This is a genomic window from Photorhabdus temperata, assembly GCF_025384845.1.
Taxonomy (GTDB): domain Bacteria; phylum Pseudomonadota; class Gammaproteobacteria; order Enterobacterales; family Enterobacteriaceae; genus Photorhabdus; species Photorhabdus temperata.
In genome coordinates this window covers 49,863-69,911 of sequence record NZ_JAJAFX010000008.1, presented here as the reverse complement: position 1 = coordinate 69,911, position 20,049 = coordinate 49,863, and the positions used below count along the sequence as shown (strand labels likewise).

The 20,049-nt window shown below is 43.2% G+C and carries 20 protein-coding genes and 1 pseudogene; 7 read left to right on the top strand and 14 right to left on the bottom strand.

Annotated features, from left to right (window positions below; genetic code table 11):
- From LGZ99_RS04760 to LGZ99_RS04750, 3 genes are read right to left on the bottom strand one after another with little or no spacing between them, the layout of a single operon-like run.
- Entirely contained in the window at positions 1 to 1,302 is a 1,302-nt protein-coding gene (locus LGZ99_RS04760; RefSeq protein ID WP_036837174.1) for a phage tail sheath family protein, read from the bottom strand.
- A gap of 56 nt (positions 1,303 to 1,358) precedes the next feature.
- Positions 1,359 to 2,432 (bottom strand): phage tail sheath family protein, encoded by a 1,074-nt coding sequence (locus LGZ99_RS04755; protein ID WP_036837175.1) that lies wholly within the window; start codon positions 2,430 to 2,432, stop codon positions 1,359 to 1,361.
- Positions 2,433 to 2,473: 41 nt separating this feature from the next.
- Positions 2,474 to 2,923 carry a phage tail protein gene (locus LGZ99_RS04750; RefSeq protein ID WP_021325420.1) on the bottom strand — a complete coding sequence of 150 codons (450 nt, stop codon included), beginning with the start codon at positions 2,921 to 2,923 and terminating at the stop codon, positions 2,474 to 2,476.
- 640 nt (positions 2,924 to 3,563) lie between these two features.
- Between LGZ99_RS04750 and LGZ99_RS04745 the strand changes: the two genes are divergently transcribed.
- Positions 3,564 to 5,561, top strand: coding sequence for an alkyl/aryl-sulfatase (locus LGZ99_RS04745; protein WP_021325419.1), 1,998 nt, complete (start codon positions 3,564 to 3,566; stop codon positions 5,559 to 5,561).
- An 85-nt stretch (positions 5,562 to 5,646) separates the two neighbouring features.
- Here the strand turns inward: LGZ99_RS04745 and LGZ99_RS04740 are convergent, their stop codons facing one another.
- Positions 5,647 to 7,590, bottom strand: a complete 1,944-nt coding sequence (locus tag LGZ99_RS04740; RefSeq protein ID WP_262978901.1) for an exoribonuclease II — start codon at positions 7,588 to 7,590, stop codon at positions 5,647 to 5,649.
- 303 nt (positions 7,591 to 7,893) lie between these two features.
- On the opposite strand from LGZ99_RS04740, the gene LGZ99_RS04735 reads away from it, so the two are divergent.
- Both LGZ99_RS04735 and LGZ99_RS04730 read left to right on the top strand, forming a co-directional pair.
- Positions 7,894 to 8,091 (top strand): hypothetical protein, encoded by a 198-nt coding sequence (locus tag LGZ99_RS04735; protein WP_036837176.1) that lies wholly within the window; start codon positions 7,894 to 7,896, stop codon positions 8,089 to 8,091.
- Positions 8,092 to 8,278: 187 nt separating this feature from the next.
- The gene (locus LGZ99_RS04730) at positions 8,279 to 8,581 is read left to right on the top strand and encodes a hypothetical protein (RefSeq protein WP_200875265.1); all 303 of its coding nucleotides are present in this window, start codon (positions 8,279 to 8,281) and stop codon (positions 8,579 to 8,581) included.
- Positions 8,582 to 8,720: 139 nt separating this feature from the next.
- Here LGZ99_RS04730 and nth read toward each other — a convergent pair whose 3' ends face one another.
- From nth to LGZ99_RS04690, 8 genes are all read right to left on the bottom strand, one after another.
- On the bottom strand, positions 8,721 to 9,356 hold the full coding sequence (gene nth / locus LGZ99_RS04725; protein ID WP_036837177.1) for an endonuclease III: 636 nt from the start codon (positions 9,354 to 9,356) through the stop codon (positions 8,721 to 8,723).
- A 1-nt stretch (position 9,357) separates the two neighbouring features.
- Positions 9,358 to 10,056, bottom strand: coding sequence for an electron transport complex subunit E (locus tag LGZ99_RS04720; protein WP_021325415.1), 699 nt, complete (start codon positions 10,054 to 10,056; stop codon positions 9,358 to 9,360).
- Positions 10,053 to 10,682 carry an electron transport complex subunit RsxG gene (gene rsxG / locus LGZ99_RS04715; protein WP_036837179.1) on the bottom strand — a complete coding sequence of 210 codons (630 nt, stop codon included), beginning with the start codon at positions 10,680 to 10,682 and terminating at the stop codon, positions 10,053 to 10,055. Before rsxG ends, LGZ99_RS04720 begins: the two co-directional genes overlap by 4 nt.
- Before the next feature lie 9 nt (positions 10,683 to 10,691).
- On the bottom strand, positions 10,692 to 11,771 hold the full coding sequence (gene rsxD / locus LGZ99_RS04710) for an electron transport complex subunit RsxD (RefSeq protein ID WP_036837180.1): 1,080 nt from the start codon (positions 11,769 to 11,771) through the stop codon (positions 10,692 to 10,694).
- Positions 11,772 to 11,783: 12 nt separating this feature from the next.
- Positions 11,784 to 13,796, bottom strand: coding sequence for an electron transport complex subunit RsxC (gene rsxC, locus LGZ99_RS04705; RefSeq protein ID WP_036837182.1), 2,013 nt, complete (start codon positions 13,794 to 13,796; stop codon positions 11,784 to 11,786).
- Positions 13,789 to 14,421: an electron transport complex subunit RsxB gene (gene rsxB, locus LGZ99_RS04700; RefSeq protein ID WP_036837183.1), complete on the bottom strand. Its 633-nt coding sequence runs from the start codon at positions 14,419 to 14,421 to the stop codon at positions 13,789 to 13,791. The genes rsxC and rsxB overlap by 8 nt, the downstream gene beginning before the upstream one ends.
- Entirely contained in the window at positions 14,421 to 15,002 is a 582-nt protein-coding gene (gene rsxA / locus LGZ99_RS04695; protein ID WP_011146612.1) for an electron transport complex subunit RsxA, read from the bottom strand. Before rsxA ends, rsxB begins: the two co-directional genes overlap by 1 nt.
- A gap of 106 nt (positions 15,003 to 15,108) precedes the next feature.
- Complete coding sequence (locus tag LGZ99_RS04690; RefSeq protein WP_021325411.1) at positions 15,109 to 15,549, bottom strand: DUF2569 domain-containing protein; 441 nt, start codon at positions 15,547 to 15,549, stop codon at positions 15,109 to 15,111.
- A gap of 161 nt (positions 15,550 to 15,710) precedes the next feature.
- Here LGZ99_RS04690 and LGZ99_RS04685 point away from each other — a divergent pair, with 161 nt between their 5' ends.
- The 3 genes from LGZ99_RS04685 to LGZ99_RS04675 all read left to right on the top strand — a co-directional run bounded on the left by LGZ99_RS04685 (position 15,711) and on the right by LGZ99_RS04675 (position 18,474).
- Entirely contained in the window at positions 15,711 to 16,748 is a 1,038-nt protein-coding gene (locus tag LGZ99_RS04685) for an oxidoreductase (protein WP_262978897.1), read from the top strand.
- A complete protein-coding gene (locus tag LGZ99_RS04680) occupies positions 16,745 to 17,392 on the top strand; it encodes a Qnr family pentapeptide repeat protein (protein ID WP_023045781.1) in 648 nt (215 codons plus the stop codon). Before LGZ99_RS04685 ends, LGZ99_RS04680 begins: the two co-directional genes overlap by 4 nt.
- Before the next feature lie 104 nt (positions 17,393 to 17,496).
- Positions 17,497 to 18,474 (top strand): bile acid:sodium symporter family protein, encoded by a 978-nt coding sequence (locus LGZ99_RS04675; RefSeq protein ID WP_262978896.1) that lies wholly within the window; start codon positions 17,497 to 17,499, stop codon positions 18,472 to 18,474.
- A gap of 120 nt (positions 18,475 to 18,594) precedes the next feature.
- Here LGZ99_RS04675 and LGZ99_RS04670 read toward each other — a convergent pair whose 3' ends face one another.
- Positions 18,595 to 18,864 carry a CCDC90 family protein gene (locus LGZ99_RS04670; protein WP_023045779.1) on the bottom strand — a complete coding sequence of 90 codons (270 nt, stop codon included), beginning with the start codon at positions 18,862 to 18,864 and terminating at the stop codon, positions 18,595 to 18,597.
- A 376-nt stretch (positions 18,865 to 19,240) separates the two neighbouring features.
- Between LGZ99_RS04670 and LGZ99_RS04665 the strand changes: the two are divergent.
- A pseudogene (locus tag LGZ99_RS04665) lies at positions 19,241 to 19,396 on the top strand (bile acid:sodium symporter); the annotation flags it as partial.
- A 69-nt stretch (positions 19,397 to 19,465) separates the two neighbouring features.
- Here LGZ99_RS04665 and LGZ99_RS04660 read toward each other — a convergent pair.
- Entirely contained in the window at positions 19,466 to 19,897 is a 432-nt protein-coding gene (locus tag LGZ99_RS04660; RefSeq protein WP_262978895.1) for a hypothetical protein, read from the bottom strand.
- Positions 19,898 to 20,049 lie beyond the last annotated feature (152 nt).

Genomic DNA, 20,049 nt, shown 5'->3' with positions numbered 1-20,049 from the left:
TTACTGTGCTACGTTTTGTGAAAACTGAAGGATAATAAATTCAGCAGGACGCACGGCGGCCATACCGACTTTGACGATCATTTTGCCTTGTTTAATTTCATCCTCGGACATGGTGATATCTTTACCAATCTGAACAAAATAAGCTTCTTGCGGTTTATTTCCCGCGAGTGCCCCTTGTTGCCAGAGTTGATAGAGGTAGTTGTCAATGGCTGTTTGTACCCGTTTCCAGGTTGGCTGGCTATTGGGTTCAAAGACAGCAAATTGCATTGCCTTCTTGATATCCCGTTCCGCCGCATTAAATAAACGTCGAACTGGGATGTAGCGCCAATTGTCCGTTTTATCTAATGTGCGGGCTCCCCAAATTAGCGTGCCTTTGCCGGTAAAGGCACGGATGACATTAATACCCGCATCATTCATGGTTCCTTGAGTGGTATCTGTGATCGCCACAGACGGTTTAGCATTATTCAATGCCAGGTTAGCGGGCGCTTTCCAGACACCACGATTGGCATCGGTTGCAGCATAGGCACCCGCGACTGCGGCACTTGGGGGTAAGATAATTTTAGTGGCTCTTAATTTGTCATCGACTGTTTTTTTAGCGGCAGCATATTCCTTTGGAGAAGCAGTTTTCAGTGCGGCCAGATTAGCTGAACCTTCATAATCGTTCAGCACAATTTTATCATCCGCCGGACGGCTATAAGTAAAAGAGGTCACTAAATCAGGGTAATAGACGGCGGTTTTATCTAGCTGGGTACTTGGTTTTTCTGTCCCGTCTTTACTATCAGCAATCAGGAAGTAACCCACTTTTGCCTGCAATAGCGAATTTACCGCATCGTAGACTTTCTGTTTTAATTCTATATCCGTTTCAGGGCAGACTAGTAAGGTAATCTCCTGTTGTTTTTCAATTAGATCTGGCAGAGTTGCTAATTCTGCTGTTACAGCACTTTGTTCAGTTTCTATCAACGGCAATACATAACAAACGCCGCCACCATTATTAAAATAGTGCTGTACAGCAAAGGCACTGTAAGAAGTCGCGGTAACAGTGGCAGAATAGGTATAGGTTTTAGGGTCACTACCCGCAGCTGTAGCCTTTACTGATACTGCGGGCGATAATGAAAACTGCGAAGTAAAATCCAACCAACTGGTAATTCTAATACAGCTCCCTTTTTCCAGTTGGCTCCCGTTTTTTTTGAAAAACTTACCAATAAAAACGGGAATAGCTGTGGGGCTAGTGTTAATTGATAACGATAGCGAGGCGTCTTCTTCAATATAAACGCCCGGTGTGGCATAGGTTGCAGAAGCCATGAGGTTTTCCTTAAATAGGGTAAATAGGCGGTGATCCTGAATCAGTTACCGCTCCATTAAGACTGGGCAACGTTTTGGGTAAATTGCAGAATAATGAATTCAGCCGGACGAACCGCCGCCATACCCACTTTGACAATCATTCTGCCCTGTTTGATATCGTCTTCGGTCATGGTGGTGCCTTTACCGATTTGAACAAAGTAAGCCTGTTCAGCTTTGTCGCCTGCCAGTCCGCCTTGTTGCCAGAGGGCATAGAGATAATTATCGATAGCCCGATGTACGGCTTTCCAGGTTGGTTGGCTGTTGGGTTCAAATACCGCGAAACTCATGGCATTTTTAATGTCTCGTTCTGCGCTGTTAAACAGGCGGCGAACCGGGATATAACGCCAGTTATTACTGTCATCAAGGGTTCTGGCTCCCCAAACCAGCGTGCCGCTCTTAGGAAAGGTACGGATCATATTTATCGCTTTACCATTGTTATATTGCGCTTGCAGGTCGTCAGTCACCGGGTATTTAGGTTGTAATCCGCCTTGAATAGGGACATTAGCCGGCGCTTTCCAAACACCTCGACTATTATCGACACTGGCATAAATACCGGCCATGACTGCGCTGGGTGGAATATCAACGTAGGTTTTATTTTCTCCCCATTTAGCGGTCAGCCAGGGATAATAAACTGCGCCATAATGGGTAGCAGTATAAGGTTGGAGTACTGTGTCTGGTTCTTTTATATTGGTATCATTCTGCGGGCCATCAAAAATAGCAAATAATCCTTTGCCTGATATACAAAGTTCAGCTGCGGCAGTGGTAATATTTTCTCCAGCAGCAACCAGTAATGTTACATCGTCAAGCTTTGGAACTTGATTTGTTAATTCACTCGTTTTTACGAGATAGCTATATCCACCTCCATTAATAAAATAAGCGCGCAGTGCGACATCAAGCTTATTGGTGGGATCGAATTTTTTATCTTCTTTTCGTGTCAGATATTCCAACCAACTATTAACTCTGGTAGGAGTATTAGGTAAATTGCCATCTGCGGCAGCAAAAACAGGCACTGCCGTTGCACTAGAGCGAACAGAAAGTGACAGCGAGGCGTCTTCTTCAATATAAACACCGGGATAAGTTGTTGTTGTCATATATTGCCTCCAATTATTGGGCGGTATTTTGCATAAATGCTTTAAGCTGCCTGAATGGTTACCCGATCCGCAGTAAGTTTTATTTCTTGAACCGCAATATCATTGCTGGTGGCATCAAAAGAAGGGGAGGTTAATGAGGTTGGGAACGCATTTGCTACGCTCCAGGTCATTAAAATTTCGGTACCGGCTTCATTGGTCAGGTTAATGGCAACGTCTTTTTTCTCAACCTGATTAAGCTGAATGGAATTAAGCCAGTCAAAAAGTTTAGTATCCCCAGGGAATACGCCTTTACGTAGCGTAATATTGATTAACTGACGTTGGCCCGGCATTTTATAGTAATTACCGGTACCATCTTTATACTCGATAACGTCATAAGTAATATCCAGTCCCGAAACGTTGTTGAAAGGGATTTGTTCATCACCAACGGAGACGACAAATCGATAAGTAGGAATCGGATAGTCAACAGCGATTTGATCTGTAGTTGTAGCCATAATTATTTCCTTTATTTTTCATTTATATTGCGAATTAAAAGCGATTATTGCTTTGTTTTTATTAGTGCGGTAGCTATAGACAATAGCTACCGCACTAACCTGGTTTTTCTTGGTTACTCTTCATATAGAAACGTTATTCGGTGAATTTGAGATCACATTGATGATCACGTTGGATTATAGTCAACTCAAATCAATTTCAAATATCAATTATTAATGTTTAAAATTATCAATCAATAGAATAATCACAATGTAAATTATTTTGCAATCACATGGTTATATTTTTCTATAAAAGGATGAATAAATAGTGTGTTATAAATTTTGATATATAAATAATGACAAGTTTCGGCAAAGCGATTTGTTAACAGAGGATTACGTATAATTATTTTCTCAGGTTTAATATGTCAGGTTATTAGGTTTTAATAACGAAGAATGGCGATTAATGTCGTTATTTATAGTTTTACTATAATGGCAAATATTTTTTGTTGTGATTCTAATAGGGATAACTTGGATTTGTTTCCTTTACTTATTTCCATATTACTATCTATTATTACCAGGCTATGATTCATATCGTTTGGTTTTTATGGATAAAGTTACTTCTGGTTTAATAACCTAATTAATATGTCTAAAGGAATAATATCTTATGAATTACAAATGCTTATTAACTATTTCAACCGCAGTATCGTTTGCCATTTTTAGTTCTTCATCATTTAGTCACGATAAACTTTCCCTTCCAGCTACTGAAATCACTAAACAAGTTAATGCTGAAATGGCATCAACGTTACCATTTAACGATAAATCTGATTTTGATGATGCTAAACGAGGTCTTATTGCCAGACCTGATTCTCTGATTATTCGTGATGATAAAGGTAAAGTCATATTAGATCTTGATAGTTATCGTAAATTTATTACCGATAAAGCACCGGCTCCAGATACCGTTAACCCTAGCTTGTGGCGTAATGCACAACTTAATGTGGAATATGGGCTCTATAAAGTGAGCGATCGTATTTATCAAGTGCGTGGTTATGACCTGGCTAATGTGACCTTTATTGCGGGAGATACCGGGTGGATTGTTTTAGATCCGGCTACATCCATTGAAGCAGCAAAAGCAGCCTACGATCTGGTCAGTAAACACTTGGGTAAGAAACAGGTGGTCAGTGTGATTTATAGCCATTCTCACGTTGATCATTACGGGGGTGTACGCGGTATTGTTAACGAGGATGATGTTAAAGCAGGAAAAGTGCAAATTATTGCGCCAGAAGGTTTTATGGAGCAGGCTGCCAGTGAGAAGGTGATTGCCGGTAATGCTATGAGCCGTCGGGCTGTTTATATGTTTGGTTCTGTGTTGCCACGGACTCCACAGGGGCATGTAGGGACAGGTTTGAGTGCGGAATCTGCGGGTGGAACGGTAACGTTGATCCCTCCAACACGTACTATCAAGCTCACGGGTGAAAAAGTGACGATTGATGGTGTGGATATGGTGTTCCAGGTGACGCCTGGCACGGAAGCTCCCGCAGAGATGAATACTTGGTTTCCACAATGGAAAGCGATGTGGATGGCGGAAAATACCACGAATACCATGCATAATATTTTGTCGTTACGAGGTGTTCAGGTACGTAACGCTTTAGCCTGGTCGAAATATATTGATCAAGTTATTGAGTTATATGGGGATCAAGTCGAGGTAAAATTCCAGAGCCACCAATGGCCGATGTGGGGTAAAGAGCGTGTGGTGGATTATTTCAAGAAACAACGTGACTTATACAAATATATGCATGACCAAACAGTGAATCTGATGAATAAAGGCTACACCGGTGAAGAAATTTCCGAGATGCTTAGATTGCCATCAGAGCTTGCACGTTATTTTCCAAACCGTGGCTATCATGGAGCACTGAGCCATAATGTGCGGGCGGTTTATCAGTTCTATATGGGTTGGTACAGTGGAAATCCTTCTGATTTGAATAACTTGCCGCCGAAACCTGCTGCGATTAAATATGTGGAATATATGGGTGGTGAAGCTGCGTTGATAAAACGGGCGCAGGCTGATTTTGATAAAGGGGAATATCGTTGGGTAGCGCAAGTGCTTAAGCATGTTGTTTTTGCTAACCCCGATAGTGTGGCAGGGAAGGCATTGTTAGCTAAAACTTATGAGCAATTAGGTTATCAATCTGAATCAAATTCTTGGCGTTCGATCTATTTGCAGGGCGCATCGGAACTGCGTCATGGTGTACCAAAGTCTGGCGGCTTGAATGCTGGCAGCCCGGATACGATTCGTGCCATATCACCGGAGATGTTATTTGATTATTTGGCCGTGCGGCTGAATGGGCCTAAAGCTGCCGGTAAAAAATGGGTGATGAATATTAATCTTACCGATCTCAATAAGCGTTATACACTGACCGTGGAAAATGGGGTGCTGAATTATACGGATAAGCAGGTGGCACAGGCTGATGTTACATTGACGTTAACCAAAGCTATTCTGGATAAAATTCACTTGGGTAAAGAAGAATTTGATAATGAGGTAAAAAAACGGAATGTGGAAATTAAGGGAGAGCGCGCTAAGTTTAATGAGTTCCTTGGTATGCTGGATAATTTCCCATTCTGGTTCAACATTGTGACACCCCGTGTAGAACAGAATATGATGTAATTTTTGGCTTCTGAGAGCTGATTTTTTAAATACAAACTACAGCTTAATCGCTGTAGTTTGATTTAGAAAGGTTTTATGAGAGAAATCAGGCAGTGGGACGCGCGACGATATTGCGCGTTTCCATTCTTACCTCTTCGATACGGACGTCGATAATGTCATTCAATTGGTAAGCGGTTTCACCTTTGATAATCACGGTGCCTGTCTCTTGACTACATTGCAGTTCATCACGCACAGAATGTAGGAATGGCGCCGGTATAAAGGCGACCGCGCCATTATCTACCAGCCGGACACGCAAACCACCGCGGGTAATATCAATGATCTCTGCGGTAAATTGTTGCTCGGTTCCTGCATGGGGTTGCAGGAAACGCGCATATAGCCAATCACCCACATCGCGTTCAGCCATACGGTTCAGGCGGCGACGTTCAGCCAGTTGCAGGCAGGTTTCTTCTGCTGGTTTTTCTGCATCCGTTTTTTGAATAATTGCTTTCAGTAAGCGATGGTTAACCATATCGCTGTATTTACGGATTGGTGATGTCCAAGTGGCGTAAGCATCAAAACCGAGGCCAAAATGGGGACCAGGTTCAGGTTTAATTTCTGCAAAAGTCTGGAAACGGCGAATACGGCTATCAAGGAATTGTGTTGGCTGTTTATCCAATTCACGGCGTAATTTGCAGAAGCCATCCAGTGTCAGCAACTCTTCTGCATTTTCTTCGATACCATTTTCTTTCAGTAATTCAACCACTTGTTCAATCTGGAGTGGCTCAAAACCGGTATGGACATTGTAGACGCCAAAGCCTAATTTATCGCGCAGTATTTTTGCCGCGCACAGGTTAGAAGTGATCATAGCTTCTTCGACAATACGGTTTGATGCACGACGTTGTTCTACGACGATATCCAGCACATAACCATTTTCATCAAGAATAAAGCGGTAATCAGGGCGATCTTTGAAAATAAGGGCATGTTGGTGGCGCCATTGGTTACGGCGTTCACTCATTTCTTTTAAGAGATTGATTTGAGTTGTAATGGATTCAGAAGCAGGTTTCCAGGTACCTTTTCCTTCCAGCCAGTCAGAAACTTCGTCGTAAACCAGCTTCGCTTTTGATTCAACCCAGGTAGAGAAAAACGCGATATCGTCACCAAGCTGACCATCTTCAAGAATAGACACCTGACAAACCAATGCAGGGCGGCGCTCATTCGGACGCAGAGAACATAAGTTTTCTGACAGATCGCGCGGCAGCATGGGGATGTTGAAACCTGGCAGGTAGTTAGTGAAAGCGCGTTGATGGGCAATTTTGTCCAGTTCGCTGTCAGTTGCGATATAAGCTGTTGGATCAGCAATGGCTATGCTGAGTTTCAGGCTGCCGTCATCTTGTTTGGCGACATGCAAAGCGTCGTCCATATCTTCTGTGGTCGCACTGTCGATAGTAACAAAATCCAGAGAAGTTAAGTCTATCCGCTCAAGATCGCCATCATTCAATTGGCAATCGGCAGTCATCTCTGGCGCATTACGTTCCAGATTATGACGGGTCAGTGTTACCCACCAGGGTGCATAGTGATTGTCGCCTTCGGTGATATAGCCGGTAATTTCTGCATGAAAGCCACGGCTTCCTTTCAGAGGATGATGGCGCATTTCAGCGACGGCCCAGTCACCGTTTTGAAACGGATGAGTGACTTGATTAGCCGGGCGGCAAGGGATGGCGTCTTTTAGCAGAGGGTGATCAGGAACGATCCATAGACGGTTGTCATTTTCTTTTTTCTGGATACGGCCAACGAAGCGACTCAGAAATGGCTCGACCAAGGTTTCTGGTTCGGCGATCTCTCTTTCTTTATCAGTATGAATAGCGGCGGTAACCCGATCGCCATGCATCACTTTTTTCATTTGTGGAGGCGGAATGAAATAGCTTTTTTGCCCATCGACTTCCAGAAATCCGAAACCTTTTTCTGTGCCTTTTACAAGGCCCTCTACGCGGAGTGTCTGGGAATGAAGTTGCTGTTTTAGCTGTGCAAGCAGCGGATTGTTTTGAAACATAATATCCGGAGAAAGTTGAGGGTTATTATCAGATAGTTTTGGAATAACATTTTTACGCGAATCAGCGGTGTCGAGCAAGTAACATCTTCAAAATAGCATAAAACAGTATGGATTTTGCAATGAAAATTACAATAATTACTCAGGGTAAACTTTTTCTTTAAACTTAAAAGCAATATAATGTAGTCAAAGTTGAAAATCTCATTTGCCAAATAAATCAACTGGCAGTCTGAGTTTTTACGATCTGGCATTCAGAAGTGCGGCCATTATGTGATAATATGGTACGGTTTTTCGTTGGAGTGGCTTATGAACAAAGTAAATTCAAACTTTACCACAACGGCAGTAAAGCGTGCTGCGAGAGGTATTTTAAGGCGCCAGGTGGAACCTTCAAATCGTGCCAGTACTATTTATGGGTTTAGTAATCATGCTTTGAAGAAATCTGGTGAAGAGCTGAAAGCAGCATGGCGCTCGGCTTCTCAGTCTGTTAGGCATCCTAAAGGTTAGTGTGGTGTTGTGGCTAAAGAATATAATTATATCTATGAACAGCTGGTAGACTCGGATGATGATATTCATGGGATAATTTCCTATTTCTGTCTACAAACGTCAAAAAATCCAGTTTATTAAGGATTTTAAACAAAAACATCAAAGAGACCCAATAGATAGAGATCTTCAGCCTTTCAATGAATTATCGATGTCTCCTGCACAACTTGAGTTTTACCGTAGTGAGGCTACTGTGTTGACAGAGAGGTTTCTGGCTGATGTTCTTGAGGAAGATCTTGAGGAAAGGGAAGCATTCTTTTCAGCAAAAGTTCATTCTGAACTGAATAATATTAAACCTAACCATATATTAGATATTATCAAAGGTGCTGCTGGTTCATTGTTATTTGTTCTTTTGACAGGTGTATTGTACTTCTCTGTTTGGTCTTTATCGACGTCACCAAAGATGGTTGTCGAGCAAATATTTGATGTGAAGATTATATCTGTCGAAGACTGACAGCATGAAAAATAAGCTAACTGGAAATTGAATATTCTTGATAGCGTGCAGAATTTCTGGTTGTAATTGGGTGTAAGGGGAGGGTGAGTGCAACATCTTTTTCCCGATTATTCGTCTCACCGCAACGGCCCTTAGCCTTTTATAGATCTTGTTTGCAATCGTATTCGCATAAATCTTCAATAATGCAAGAACCACAACGAGGTTTACGGGCTATACAGGTATAACGTCCGTGTAAAATAAGCCAGTGATGGCAATCGACTTTAAATTCAGCCGGGACGACTTGCAGTAATTTATTTTCGACTTCATTAACATTTTTACCGGGAGCAAAATGAGTACGGTTACACACCCGAAAAATATGTGTATCTACAGCAATGGTCGGCCAGCCAAAAGCGGTGTTTAATACTACATTGGCTGTCTTGCGGCCAACGCCTGGCAGTGCTTCCAACGCAGCACGATCCTCAGGAACTTCACCACCATGTTTTTCCAGCAAAATCCGGCAGGTTTTAATAGTGTTTTCCGCTTTGGTGTTATATAGGCCAATGGTTTTTATATATTCTTTCAGCCCATCTACGCCAAGGTTAAGAATGGCCTGAGGTGTATTGGCAACCGGATAGAGTTTCGCTGTCGCTTTATTAACACTCACATCTGTCGCCTGAGCTGAAAGCAATACTGAAATAAGCAGCTCAAAGGGGGCGGTGAAAACCAACTCAGTCGTTGGTTTTGGGTTGTTATCGCGTAAACGCGTTAAAATGTCGATACGTTTTTGTTTGTTCATATTAAATGGAGCTCTCTGGTCCTGGTGACATTGCTACTGTATTGCTCTTTTCTTTTATCGCTCTGGTTTTCATTTTTTCATCAATCAGGTATTTCGCTGCCAGCATTAACCCCAAGCCAATAAAAGCGCCCGGTGGCAAGATAGCCAGCAGGAAAGGGGAATCCATATGAACGATTTCTATTCGTAACACTTTAGCCCAATTGCCCAGTAGCAGATCAGCGCCATCAAACAGGGTTCCATTGCCGAGAATTTCTCTCATCGCACCGAGAACAAACAGCGCAAAAGTGGCGCCTAATCCCATGGCTAAACCATCAATGGCAGACGGCATGACCGGATTTTTGGCAGCATAGGCTTCAGCGCGACCAATAACAATACAGTTAGTGACAATCAGCGGAATAAAAATCCCCAGTGATTCATACAGGCCAAAAGCGTAGGCGTTAATCAGCATTTGTACGGTACTGACAACCGAAGCGATTATCATGACATAAATTGGAATGCGGATTTCATTGGGGACCCAACGACGCAGGCTGGACACCGCAATGTTGGTACAGACCAAAACCAGTGTGGTTGCCAGCCCTAAACCAAGCGCATTGGTTGCAGTGGAAGACACCGCCAGCAGTGGACATAATCCCAGCAGTTGTACTAAAGCGGAGTTATTTTTCCACAGTCCTTGGGTAAATAAGTTTTTGGTTTCACTCATGATTTTTCTCCACAGGGTTCCAGAGAAGAGAGATGTTCAGGTACGGTTTGTAAATAGAGAGTGGTCCATTTGACTGAGTTTACCACAGCGCGTGGGGTAATAGTGGCGCCGGTAAATTGATCAAACTCACCACCATCTTTTTTCACCGCCCAGTGGCGGTTATTATCTGATTTTACGGTTTTCCCTGAGAATACCTTGATCCAGTCTGAAATCCGGGTTTCAATTTTATCGCCCAGGCCAGGAGTTTCATGATGTTCTGTCACCCGCACGCCTAATACTTTTCCTGAGAAATCTGCTCCGACCAGTAATTGAATAGCCCCTGAATAGCCATCTGGTGCTGTACTTTCCAACGCTGCCGCCACCGGCAGACCATTTTTGCGGGCTAGATAGAGACGATGAGGTAATTTGTTTCCTAAAGCATCAGAACTGACCAGATAACATTCGTTTTGCATATCGTTGTCATACAAAGCGGGTGGAACAACCTGATCAAGCAGTGATTTGTGCTGTAACGCGGCCTGTTCTGCGATGGTACTTTTAGTCAGTGAATTCACGACAGCCGTCAGTCCGGTAGTGATTGCAGCGAAAATAGCCAGCGTGATGCCGTGACGTCGCATTGTTTCTAACATAACGGCTCCTTATTTATGCCCGTAAGTACGGGGTTGAGTGTAATGGTCAATCAGCGGCACGGTGATATTCGCCAATAAGACGGCAAATGCTATCGCATCAGGATAACCACCATAAACACGGATGACCCAGACTAGCAAGCCAATCATTGCGCCGAAAACTAAACGGCCCTTGGGGGTTGTAGATGCACTGACCGGATCGGTTGCAATGAAAAATGCGCCCAGCATGGTTGCACCAGAAAACAGTTGTAATAATGGCGGGGAATAACGGCTGGGATCAATCAGCCAGCTTGTGAGTGAACATAGACCTAACATAACGATAAATGCCACAGGAATTTGCCAGCTTATAACCTTTCTGTTGAGCATAATAAGTCCGCCAACAAGATAGGCAATGTTGACCCATTGCCAGCCGATGCCTGCCAGAGATCCCTGTAATATTGGCTGACGCAGAACATCATCAATATTGTGAGTCAGTAAACCGGTTTTAAAACTATCCAGTGGTGTTGCCTGGCTTATTCCGTCGAAACCTTGCTGCAACTGTTGCAATGTTGCTCCATCGGGAGTGTGTCCGGTGAAGATCATTGTCAGGTTGTCCAGCGGTGTGATTTGTGCTGCCATCAAATCCATAGGCGGCAACCAACTGGTCATTTGCACCGGGAATGATATTAGCAGCACGACATAACCAACCATTGCCGGGTTGAACGGGTTCTGACCAAGACCACCATACAGGTGTTTGGCAATGATCACTGCAAAAGCTGTTCCCAATACAATCAGCCACCAAGGAGCCAGTGGCGGCAGACTGATTCCCAAAAGTAAGCCTGTCAGCAACGCGGAATTATCCTGCAAACGCGTCATAATCGATTGTTTACGCAGAGACAGAGCAAATGATTCCGCCAGCAGGGCAGTAATAACTGCAAGCAGGATCTGGAACAATGTACCGTAGCTAAAAAAGTAAGTTTGTACCGCAATACCGGGTATCGCTGCCAGCACAACCCACAGCATAATACGGCTGGTGCTTTGCTGATTGTGTGTAAAAGGCGAACTTGCGACTTTTAGCTTTTTATTGTCAGTTTGAACGGGCCTGAATTTCATTGATAACAATCACTATTCTGTTGAAATTTTCTGTTGTTCCTGAGCGGCTTTCTTTGCCTTAACTCTGGCGATAGCGGCGGCAACGGCAGCTTTGCGCGGATCAGTTTCTTCTGCTGGTGGTGCTTCTGCCTGAATGTCGGTTGCTTGCTGTGTTTGAGCTTTCTTGGCTTTAACACGGGCAATGGCAGCCGCGACTGCATCTTTACGCGGATCTTGCTTTTCATCAGCGGTAGATTCTGGTTCTATTGTTTCTAGTGACGGTGTCACTTCCTGACTTTGGGCGATTTTCTTCGCTTTAGCTCTGGCAATCGCGGCTGCTAATGCGGCTTTACGAGGATCTTCTGAACCTGCTGGTTCAGGTGTATCAGGTGTAACAGTATTGATATTTTCAGTAGCCTGTTTTTCTGCCTGACGAGCACGAAGCTGTTCTTTTCTTGCCTGACGGGCAGCGATGGCTGCTGAATTGTCTGGCGCTTGTCCCGGTTCTATAGAAACAACTTTGCCAGCGTCAGCCTGTTTTTCCTTCACACGAGAGAGCGCGGCTTGCACAGCACTTTTATCTGTATTATCGATCTGGACAGCGGCTTTTTTATGTCGTCCTTCACGGGCCAGTTTCTCCCGTTCCATACGAGCTTGTTTAGCTTCGAAACGAATTTTGGCTTCGGCTGAACGGAGGTTCTCCTGATCCAAAGCCCGAATTTCAGCTTTCTCCTGGCGGTAATATTGCACCAGAGGAATATTACTCGGGCAGACATAAGCACAGGCGCCACATTCAATACAGTCGAACAGGTTGTGATCTCTGGCTTTCTCATGCTCTTGTCCACGGCTGAACCAATAGAGCTGTTGTGGCAATAAATTGGCAGGGCAGGCTTCCACACATAACCCACAACGGATACAAGCCTCTTCCGCTGTATTCGAATCCATTTCCTGATGTGATGGCGCCAGAATACAGTTACTGATTTTTACAATCGGTGCATTCAAGTCAGGCAGAGTGAATCCCATCAGAGGGCCACCCATAATCACCATCTGTTCTGATTGTGGTTGAAAATCGGCTAATTGGAGAAGAAATTGTACTGGAGTACCGAGTCGCGCCCAAAAGTTACCCGGTGAAGCGACTGCTTCGCCGGTAAGGGTGACGACACGTTCAATCAAAGGTTCACCGTCAATAATGGCTCGTTTGATCGCAACTACAGTCCCGACGTTTTGCATCAGAACGCCGATAGCAGAGGAACGGCCACCGGAAGGCACTTCTTTACCGGTCAAAATCTTGGTCAGCTGTTTCGCGCCCCCGGAAGGGTATTTGGTCGGAATAACCCGGACGATAATAGATTTATCGCCGTTTAGCGCGGTTCTCAGTGCTTTTATTGCTTCTGGTTTATTATCTTCGATACCTATCAGAATCTGCTCCGGTTTAAGCAGATGTTCCAGAATACGAATGCCTTCAATAAGTTCGTCCGCATGTTCCTGCATTAAACGGTCATCAGCGGTAATATAAGGCTCGCATTCTGCGGCATTGATGATCAACGTCTTGATACCATGCCGGCCACTTTGCAGTTTGGCGGCGGTAGGAAAGCCAGCGCCACCTAAACCAGCGATACCTGCCTGATGGATGCGGTTAAGGATTGTGTCTGTGTCAAGTGATTGATAATCAGGTGTCTGAACGCGTTTGCACCATTGATCTGCACCATTAGGGAGCAAACGGACACACAACTCTTTCAACCCGGATGGGTGCGCTGTTATGCACGGTTCAATGGCAATGATAGTGCCGGACGTTGATGCATGAACCGGTACGGTACGGCCAGTGCCAAACGTCAGAGGTTGGCCTTTAAGCACTTTATCACCGGCTTTAACCAGCAATTCGCCTTCGGTACCCAAATGTTGTTGCAGCGGAATGATTAACTCGTCCGGCAGTGGCGCAATGCGCAATGGGGTCTGGCTGGATTGCAACTTCATTTCAGGTGGGTGAATACCACCTTCAAAATCCCAGATTTTGTTTTTGTTGAGTAAATTGAACAAATTAAGCATGGTGTTCAACCTCAATGTTTTTAACCGGGATACTGTTAACGGAAGCTGCCTGGGATGACTGAACAGTGATATTTTTTACCGGAATGGTTTTTAAATCCCACTTCCAGTTCGCAGTAGTTGTTGCCACAGGGATCATCGTAATACAGTCTGTCGGGCAAGGAGCAACGCACAGGTCGCATCCGGTACATAAATCTTCAACAACGGTATGCATGGCGCGGGTTGCACCAACGATAGCGTCTACAGGGCATGCCTGAATACATTTAGTGCAGCCAATGCAATTCTCTTCATCAACAAATGCGACTTTGCGAACAGGGTTTTTTATGCTGTCATCACCATCCAGTGGTTGTGGATCGATACCAAGCAGCTCTGAGATTTTCAGCATGACTTGTTCGCCGCCAGGCGCGCATTTGTTAATCATTTCGCCATTATTCGCCACTGCTTCGGCATAAGGGCGGCAGCCAGGATAACCACATTGTCCACACTGGCTTTGAGGCAAAATATCATCAATGTTTTCAACGATAGGATCTTCTTCCACTTGAAAACGACGGGCAGCAAAACCCAGGATTAACCCAAAAATTAACCCTAGTGCACTTAGCGCACCAATAGCAATCCATAACGATATCATCAGAACTTCACCAAACCACTAAAACCCATAAAAGCCAGGGACATTAATCCTGCGGTAATCAGACCGATAGATGAACCTTTGAAAGGTGCGGGTACATCGGCAACAGCCAGGCGTTCACGAATAGCGGCAAACAGTACCATCACCAGAGAAAAACCCGCGGCAGCGCCGAATCCATAGATAGCGGATTGTAGAAAATCGTGTGATTGATTGATATTCAGCAGCGCCACACCCAGCACAGCACAGTTAGTTGTAATCAACGGCAGGAAAATACCCAGTAACCGGTATAGCGTCGGGCTGGTTTTACGTACAACGAGTTCTGTGAATTGCACCACAACGGCAATAACAAGAATGAAACTCAGGGTACGCAGATAGATTAAGTCCAGTGGCAGTAAAATAAAGGTATTCACCAGCCATGAACATACTGAGGCCAATGTCATAACGAATGTGGTCGCAAATCCCATTCCGATGGCGGTTTCCAGCTTTTTAGACACACCCATGAAAGGGCATAAGCCGAGAAATTTCACCAGAACGAAATTGTTAACCAATACGGTTCCGACAAATAAAAGGAAGTAGTCAGTCATTGCTGTGCCTGAAATAAAGTCGTTTATTTTTTATAAAATTATAAAAATGCCCGCACCTTACTGTGGGGCAATCTATTGTTATGATAACAATCGAAGGAAATTGCGGTTATCGATCTTGTGTGAAAGTCATTTTGACCCGGTAAGAACGCTTAATGTAGGGGACAAAAATAGCGGCGGCTAATAGTGGCCATGCTAGTGCCCGTAGCGCAATTTGATCAGGAATGGGGGAGAAGGTGAACGTTTTCAATGCGATTAATACGGTGACAATCAGCCAGATAATAAAGGCTTGTGGGAATCTTTTTGATCGGCGGAAAAGCAATTTCAATACCCATAGGGTGAAACACCACATTACCGCCGTAATGGCAACAGAAAGAAACCACATTAAAGTAAAGTGATTATTCCCGCTACTCAACGAAAGGTTCTGACTGAAAAAAGTCATAATATATAAAGCGAGCATTACACTGGCACTGAGAAAGGTCATGATCAGATAAGCCGTCGGGGCCAGAATCCAGCCATTAATTCTGTGGTAATCATTAGTTTTATACATAAGCTATTCTCATTCAAGCTATGTGAAAAAGAAATAGTAGGCGATTCTGCCTGGTTAGTGAATAGATTAGTTCAGAGATAATTTGCGCAACGGTAATCACCGATGATATTTTTTACTGATGTTGAATTGCAGCATATTAATAGTAAGTTTGAGGGCCTGTTATGAGTGATCTGTTAAAGGTTGGGTTGGTGGGTTATGGTTATGCCAGCAAAACCTTCCATGCACCATTAATTGCCGGGACTGCCGGTGTTAGATTGGTTGCTATTTCCAGTAGTAACGCTGAAAAAGTGAAATCAGACTGGTCAAATATTGCGGTCGTATCCCACCCTGAGGATCTTTTCAATGATCCTGAAATTGATTTGATAGTTATTCCTACGCCTAATGACACTCATTACCCTTTGGCGCAGAAGGCGCTGGCAGCCGGTAAACATGTTGTGGTGGATAAACCCTTTACCATCACGGTTGAACAGGCTGAATCTTTAAAGCAACAAGCAGAACAGGCGGGATTATTACTTTCGGTATTTCATAACCGCCGTTGGGATTCTGGTTTTCTGACAATAAAATCTTTGATTAGAGAAAATCGTCTCGGCAAATTGAGATATTTCGAATGCCATTTTGACCGTTATCGTCCGGTTGTACGTCAAAGATGGCGTGAGGCGGCAGGAGAGGGAAGCGGCATTTGGTATGATTTAGGTCCCCACTTACTTGATCAGGCGGTTCAACTGTTTGGTAAACCACAATCCATTACCGCTGATTTGGGGATGATCCGCCCAAACGCCGAAGCGGTGGATTATTTTCATGTATTGCTGAATTATCCGGATATCAAAGTGGTTCTTCACGCAACAACGTTGGCGGCGGCTGAGTCTGCGGTTTATACGCTGCATGGTATGGAAGGCAGCTATGTGAAATATGGCCTTGATCCTCAGGAAGAGCGATTGAAAGTCGGTGAAAGGCCGCCACATGCCGATTGGGGATATGATATTCGTGATGGAGTTGTGACGTTGTCACGTGAAGATGAATTAGTGACTGAATATATCCCGACGTTGCCCGGTAATTATTCTGCTTATTATGCTGCGATACGTGATGCCATTACGATAGGCAAACCCAATCCGGTAACGGCAAGTGAAGCCATTCAAATCATGAAATTAATTGAAGCCGGTACCGAATCTGCAAAACAACAACGAACAGTCATTATATGAAAACATTAATACTGTGTGATGAAAAGATTGGACGTAACCGGTTTACCGGAGAGGTAATTGAAAATGGTAAATTCCTTAATTGTGATTTTTCAGGGGCCGATCTAAGCGAAACGCAGTTTATCGGTTGTCAGTTTTATGATCAGGAAAGTCAGATGGGGTGTAACTTCAGCCGTGCTGTGCTAAAGGATGCCAGCTTTAAAAGCTGCGATCTGTCAATGGCTAATTTCGGGAATGCTAACGCATTTGGTATAGAGATCAAGGAATGCAGGGCTCAAGGTTCAGACTTTCGTGGAACCAGTTTTATGAATATGATTAGTTCTCGTGTCTGGTTTTGTAGTGCGTACATAACCAAAAGTAACTTGAGCTACGCCAACTTTTCTAAGGTTATTCTTGAGAAGTGTGAATTATGGGAAAACCGTTGGAATGGTGCGAATATTCTTGGTGCAAATTTCAGTGGTTCCGATCTTTCTGGTGGTGAGTTTGCCGCGTTTGATTGGCGTGCAGCAAATTTCACCCATTGTAATCTAACTAACTCAATGCTGGGTGAACTCGACATCCGTAGCATCGATCTGGAGGGGGTGAGAATCGATACCTATCAAGCGTCGGAGTTGATGGAACGGCTTGGTATTGTGGTGATGGAATAAATTCCCACAGAATTTCTTAAGAATCTGTCTATGTTCAGCTATTTAATTCTTAATATTTAGCCTTGTTTACCAGGCTAAATATTTCAAAGCAAGGAAAATAACTAATGACTTGGTGGCAAAAGTTAAAAATAGATCCTTTTTTGATGATATTAGTGACGGTCGTTGTTATTGCGACATTCTTGCCTTGTGAGGGGGAAGCTAAAGTCTGGTTTCAACGGTTAACGACGGCTGCTATTGCTTTGCTGTTCTTTATGCATGGGGCTAAATTATCCCGACAAGCCATTATTGCCGGCATGGGGCATTGGCGGCTTCATTTAGTGGTCTTTCTCAGCACTTTTGTTTTATTCCCGATTATAGGATTGGGGTTGAATTTGCTGGTTCCTGAGATCATGACATCGACAGTTTATTGGGGATTTCTTTACCTTTGTGCATTACCAGCCACTGTTCAATCCGCTATTGCTTTTACTTCTGTTGCAGGTGGTAATGTTGCTGCTGCTATTTGCAGTGCTTCGGCATCCAGTATTTTGGGGGTGTTTTTATCGCCAATATTAGTTGGGTTGATGATCCATACACAAGGTGAAGGCAGCTCTGATACATTGGAAGCAATAAAATCCATTGTGCTTCAATTGATGGTTCCCTTTATTATTGGACATTTGTCACGGCCATTGATTGCACGTTGGGTGGAGAGACATAAAAAACTGGTTAATATAACAGACCGGTCATCAATTCTTCTGGTAGTTTATGTGGCTTTTAGTGAAGCTGTGGTAGAAGGCATTTGGCATAAGATTGATGGTTATTCACTCCTGATGATTGGCGTGGTTTGCTGTATTGTGCTGGCGGTTGTGTTGGTTATTAATACTTATGCTGCCCGTTGGTTAGGTTTTAATAAAGAAGACGAAATTACTATTGTTTTTTGTGGTTCGAAAAAGAGCTTGGCTAATGGTGTGCCGATGGCGAATGTTTTGTTCCCGGCGGCGACGGTTGGCGTAATGTTGTTGCCATTGATGATTTTTCATCAGATTCAATTGATGGTGTGTGCGGTATTAGCACAACGTTATGCCCGGAGGTTAAGACGGGAATAGATATGTAAAGGACTGTCCTTCACATACTCCCGCCATCTTTTGTTCTGTAAAGTTTTTAAATTACATAAAGCATCCGCTGACGGGCAGTATAATTCTCTATTAAATTAATCTCATAATACATTAACCGATAAAGATATATTTCAATGCCGCGATAACAACAGTAACGCCAACAGCTAATATCAGTTTCTTCATCCAATCTAAATCTGTTTTTATAGTATTAATATCGGTTTTAATGCTTTCGGTAGCAGCTGTCAGATCTACTTTGGTGGCGGCACTTGTGTTTTGCAATTCTGCAATAACTTCAACGATTTTTTCAGACTGCTCATCGTTAAAACCCGATGCTTTGAGTGCTTTAACTGCTGTAAGTATATTCATTGTAAGTGAAGTCATTCTTTCATCCTCTAAAACAATTAAGACAGTCGATTAATTACTTTTAAAGTAAAAATAAGACCATAAGGACATAAATGCAACACGATAGTAAATGAGATTCACCATCATCTACCAGATCCAGTGCGGTAATATGCTGGTGGTGAGACAGCAGGCCTGCTAATTCTTGAGTTCTTCCCTTATTGAAAGGGTGGAGGCGTTGAGTAGAAAACTTCTGCAAGAAAAATACCCATTTCTTGTAATTCCTCGGGAGTGAAGTACTTAACCTCTTCTTCATTAGGGTCGGCTATAAGCCATCTTCCATCCTCTTGATATCCAAAGATTATTACTACATGCTTACTAATTACTCTTGTAAAATCTGCTGAGTAAAAATGAAAGCCAACAATTGGCTAATGGTGTGCCGATGGCGAATGTTTTGTTCCCGGCGGCGACGGTTGGCGTAATGTTGTTGCCATTGATGATTTTTCATCAAATTCAATTGATGGTGTGTGCGGTATTAGCACAACGTTATGCCCGGAGGTTAAGACGGGAATAGAATGTAAATAGTTGGCAAAGCACTTTCATCAGATCGCAAAAATTGGATTGAGAAGTTCCCTATGCTTTACTATTTTGAAAACGACTTAGGGCAACCTATATAATTCTTTAATGTGTTCACAATACTAATGGCTTGTTTTTTATCATTTGCCCCCATTCTAAACGAAGGAGGTAAAGAGGTTTGAATAGTCGTTGTGTACATAGGAATACCGTTGAATGATACTGTCATTTGGGTTCCAATGTTTTTATTGATTAGAGCATTAAATCGAGGAAAACATGGTTTATCTTTTTTCACTACGACTGATAACTCATCATTCATTCCATCATGTGATCCTAAATAATCAATTTGATCTGTACACGCTTGAGTTAAGATAAATTTTTCACCGGATAAAAATTCAAATTTTAACCCTTCTTTCGTTTGAATTAGCCTATTTCGATTGTTTTTATCGGAACATCCGGCTATTGCGGAGAGGAACATCATCATAATAAATAGATTTTTCATAATTTCGAACCTGTCATATTTAAAAGCCACATATAGCCCCACTTAAAAATTAAATAGGGATATTAATAGTATATTCTTACTAATCCCAAGTAACAATAACATTTTGCCCTGTAGAAAAGCTTTTACATCTTATATAGTTCAAGTGAAAAATA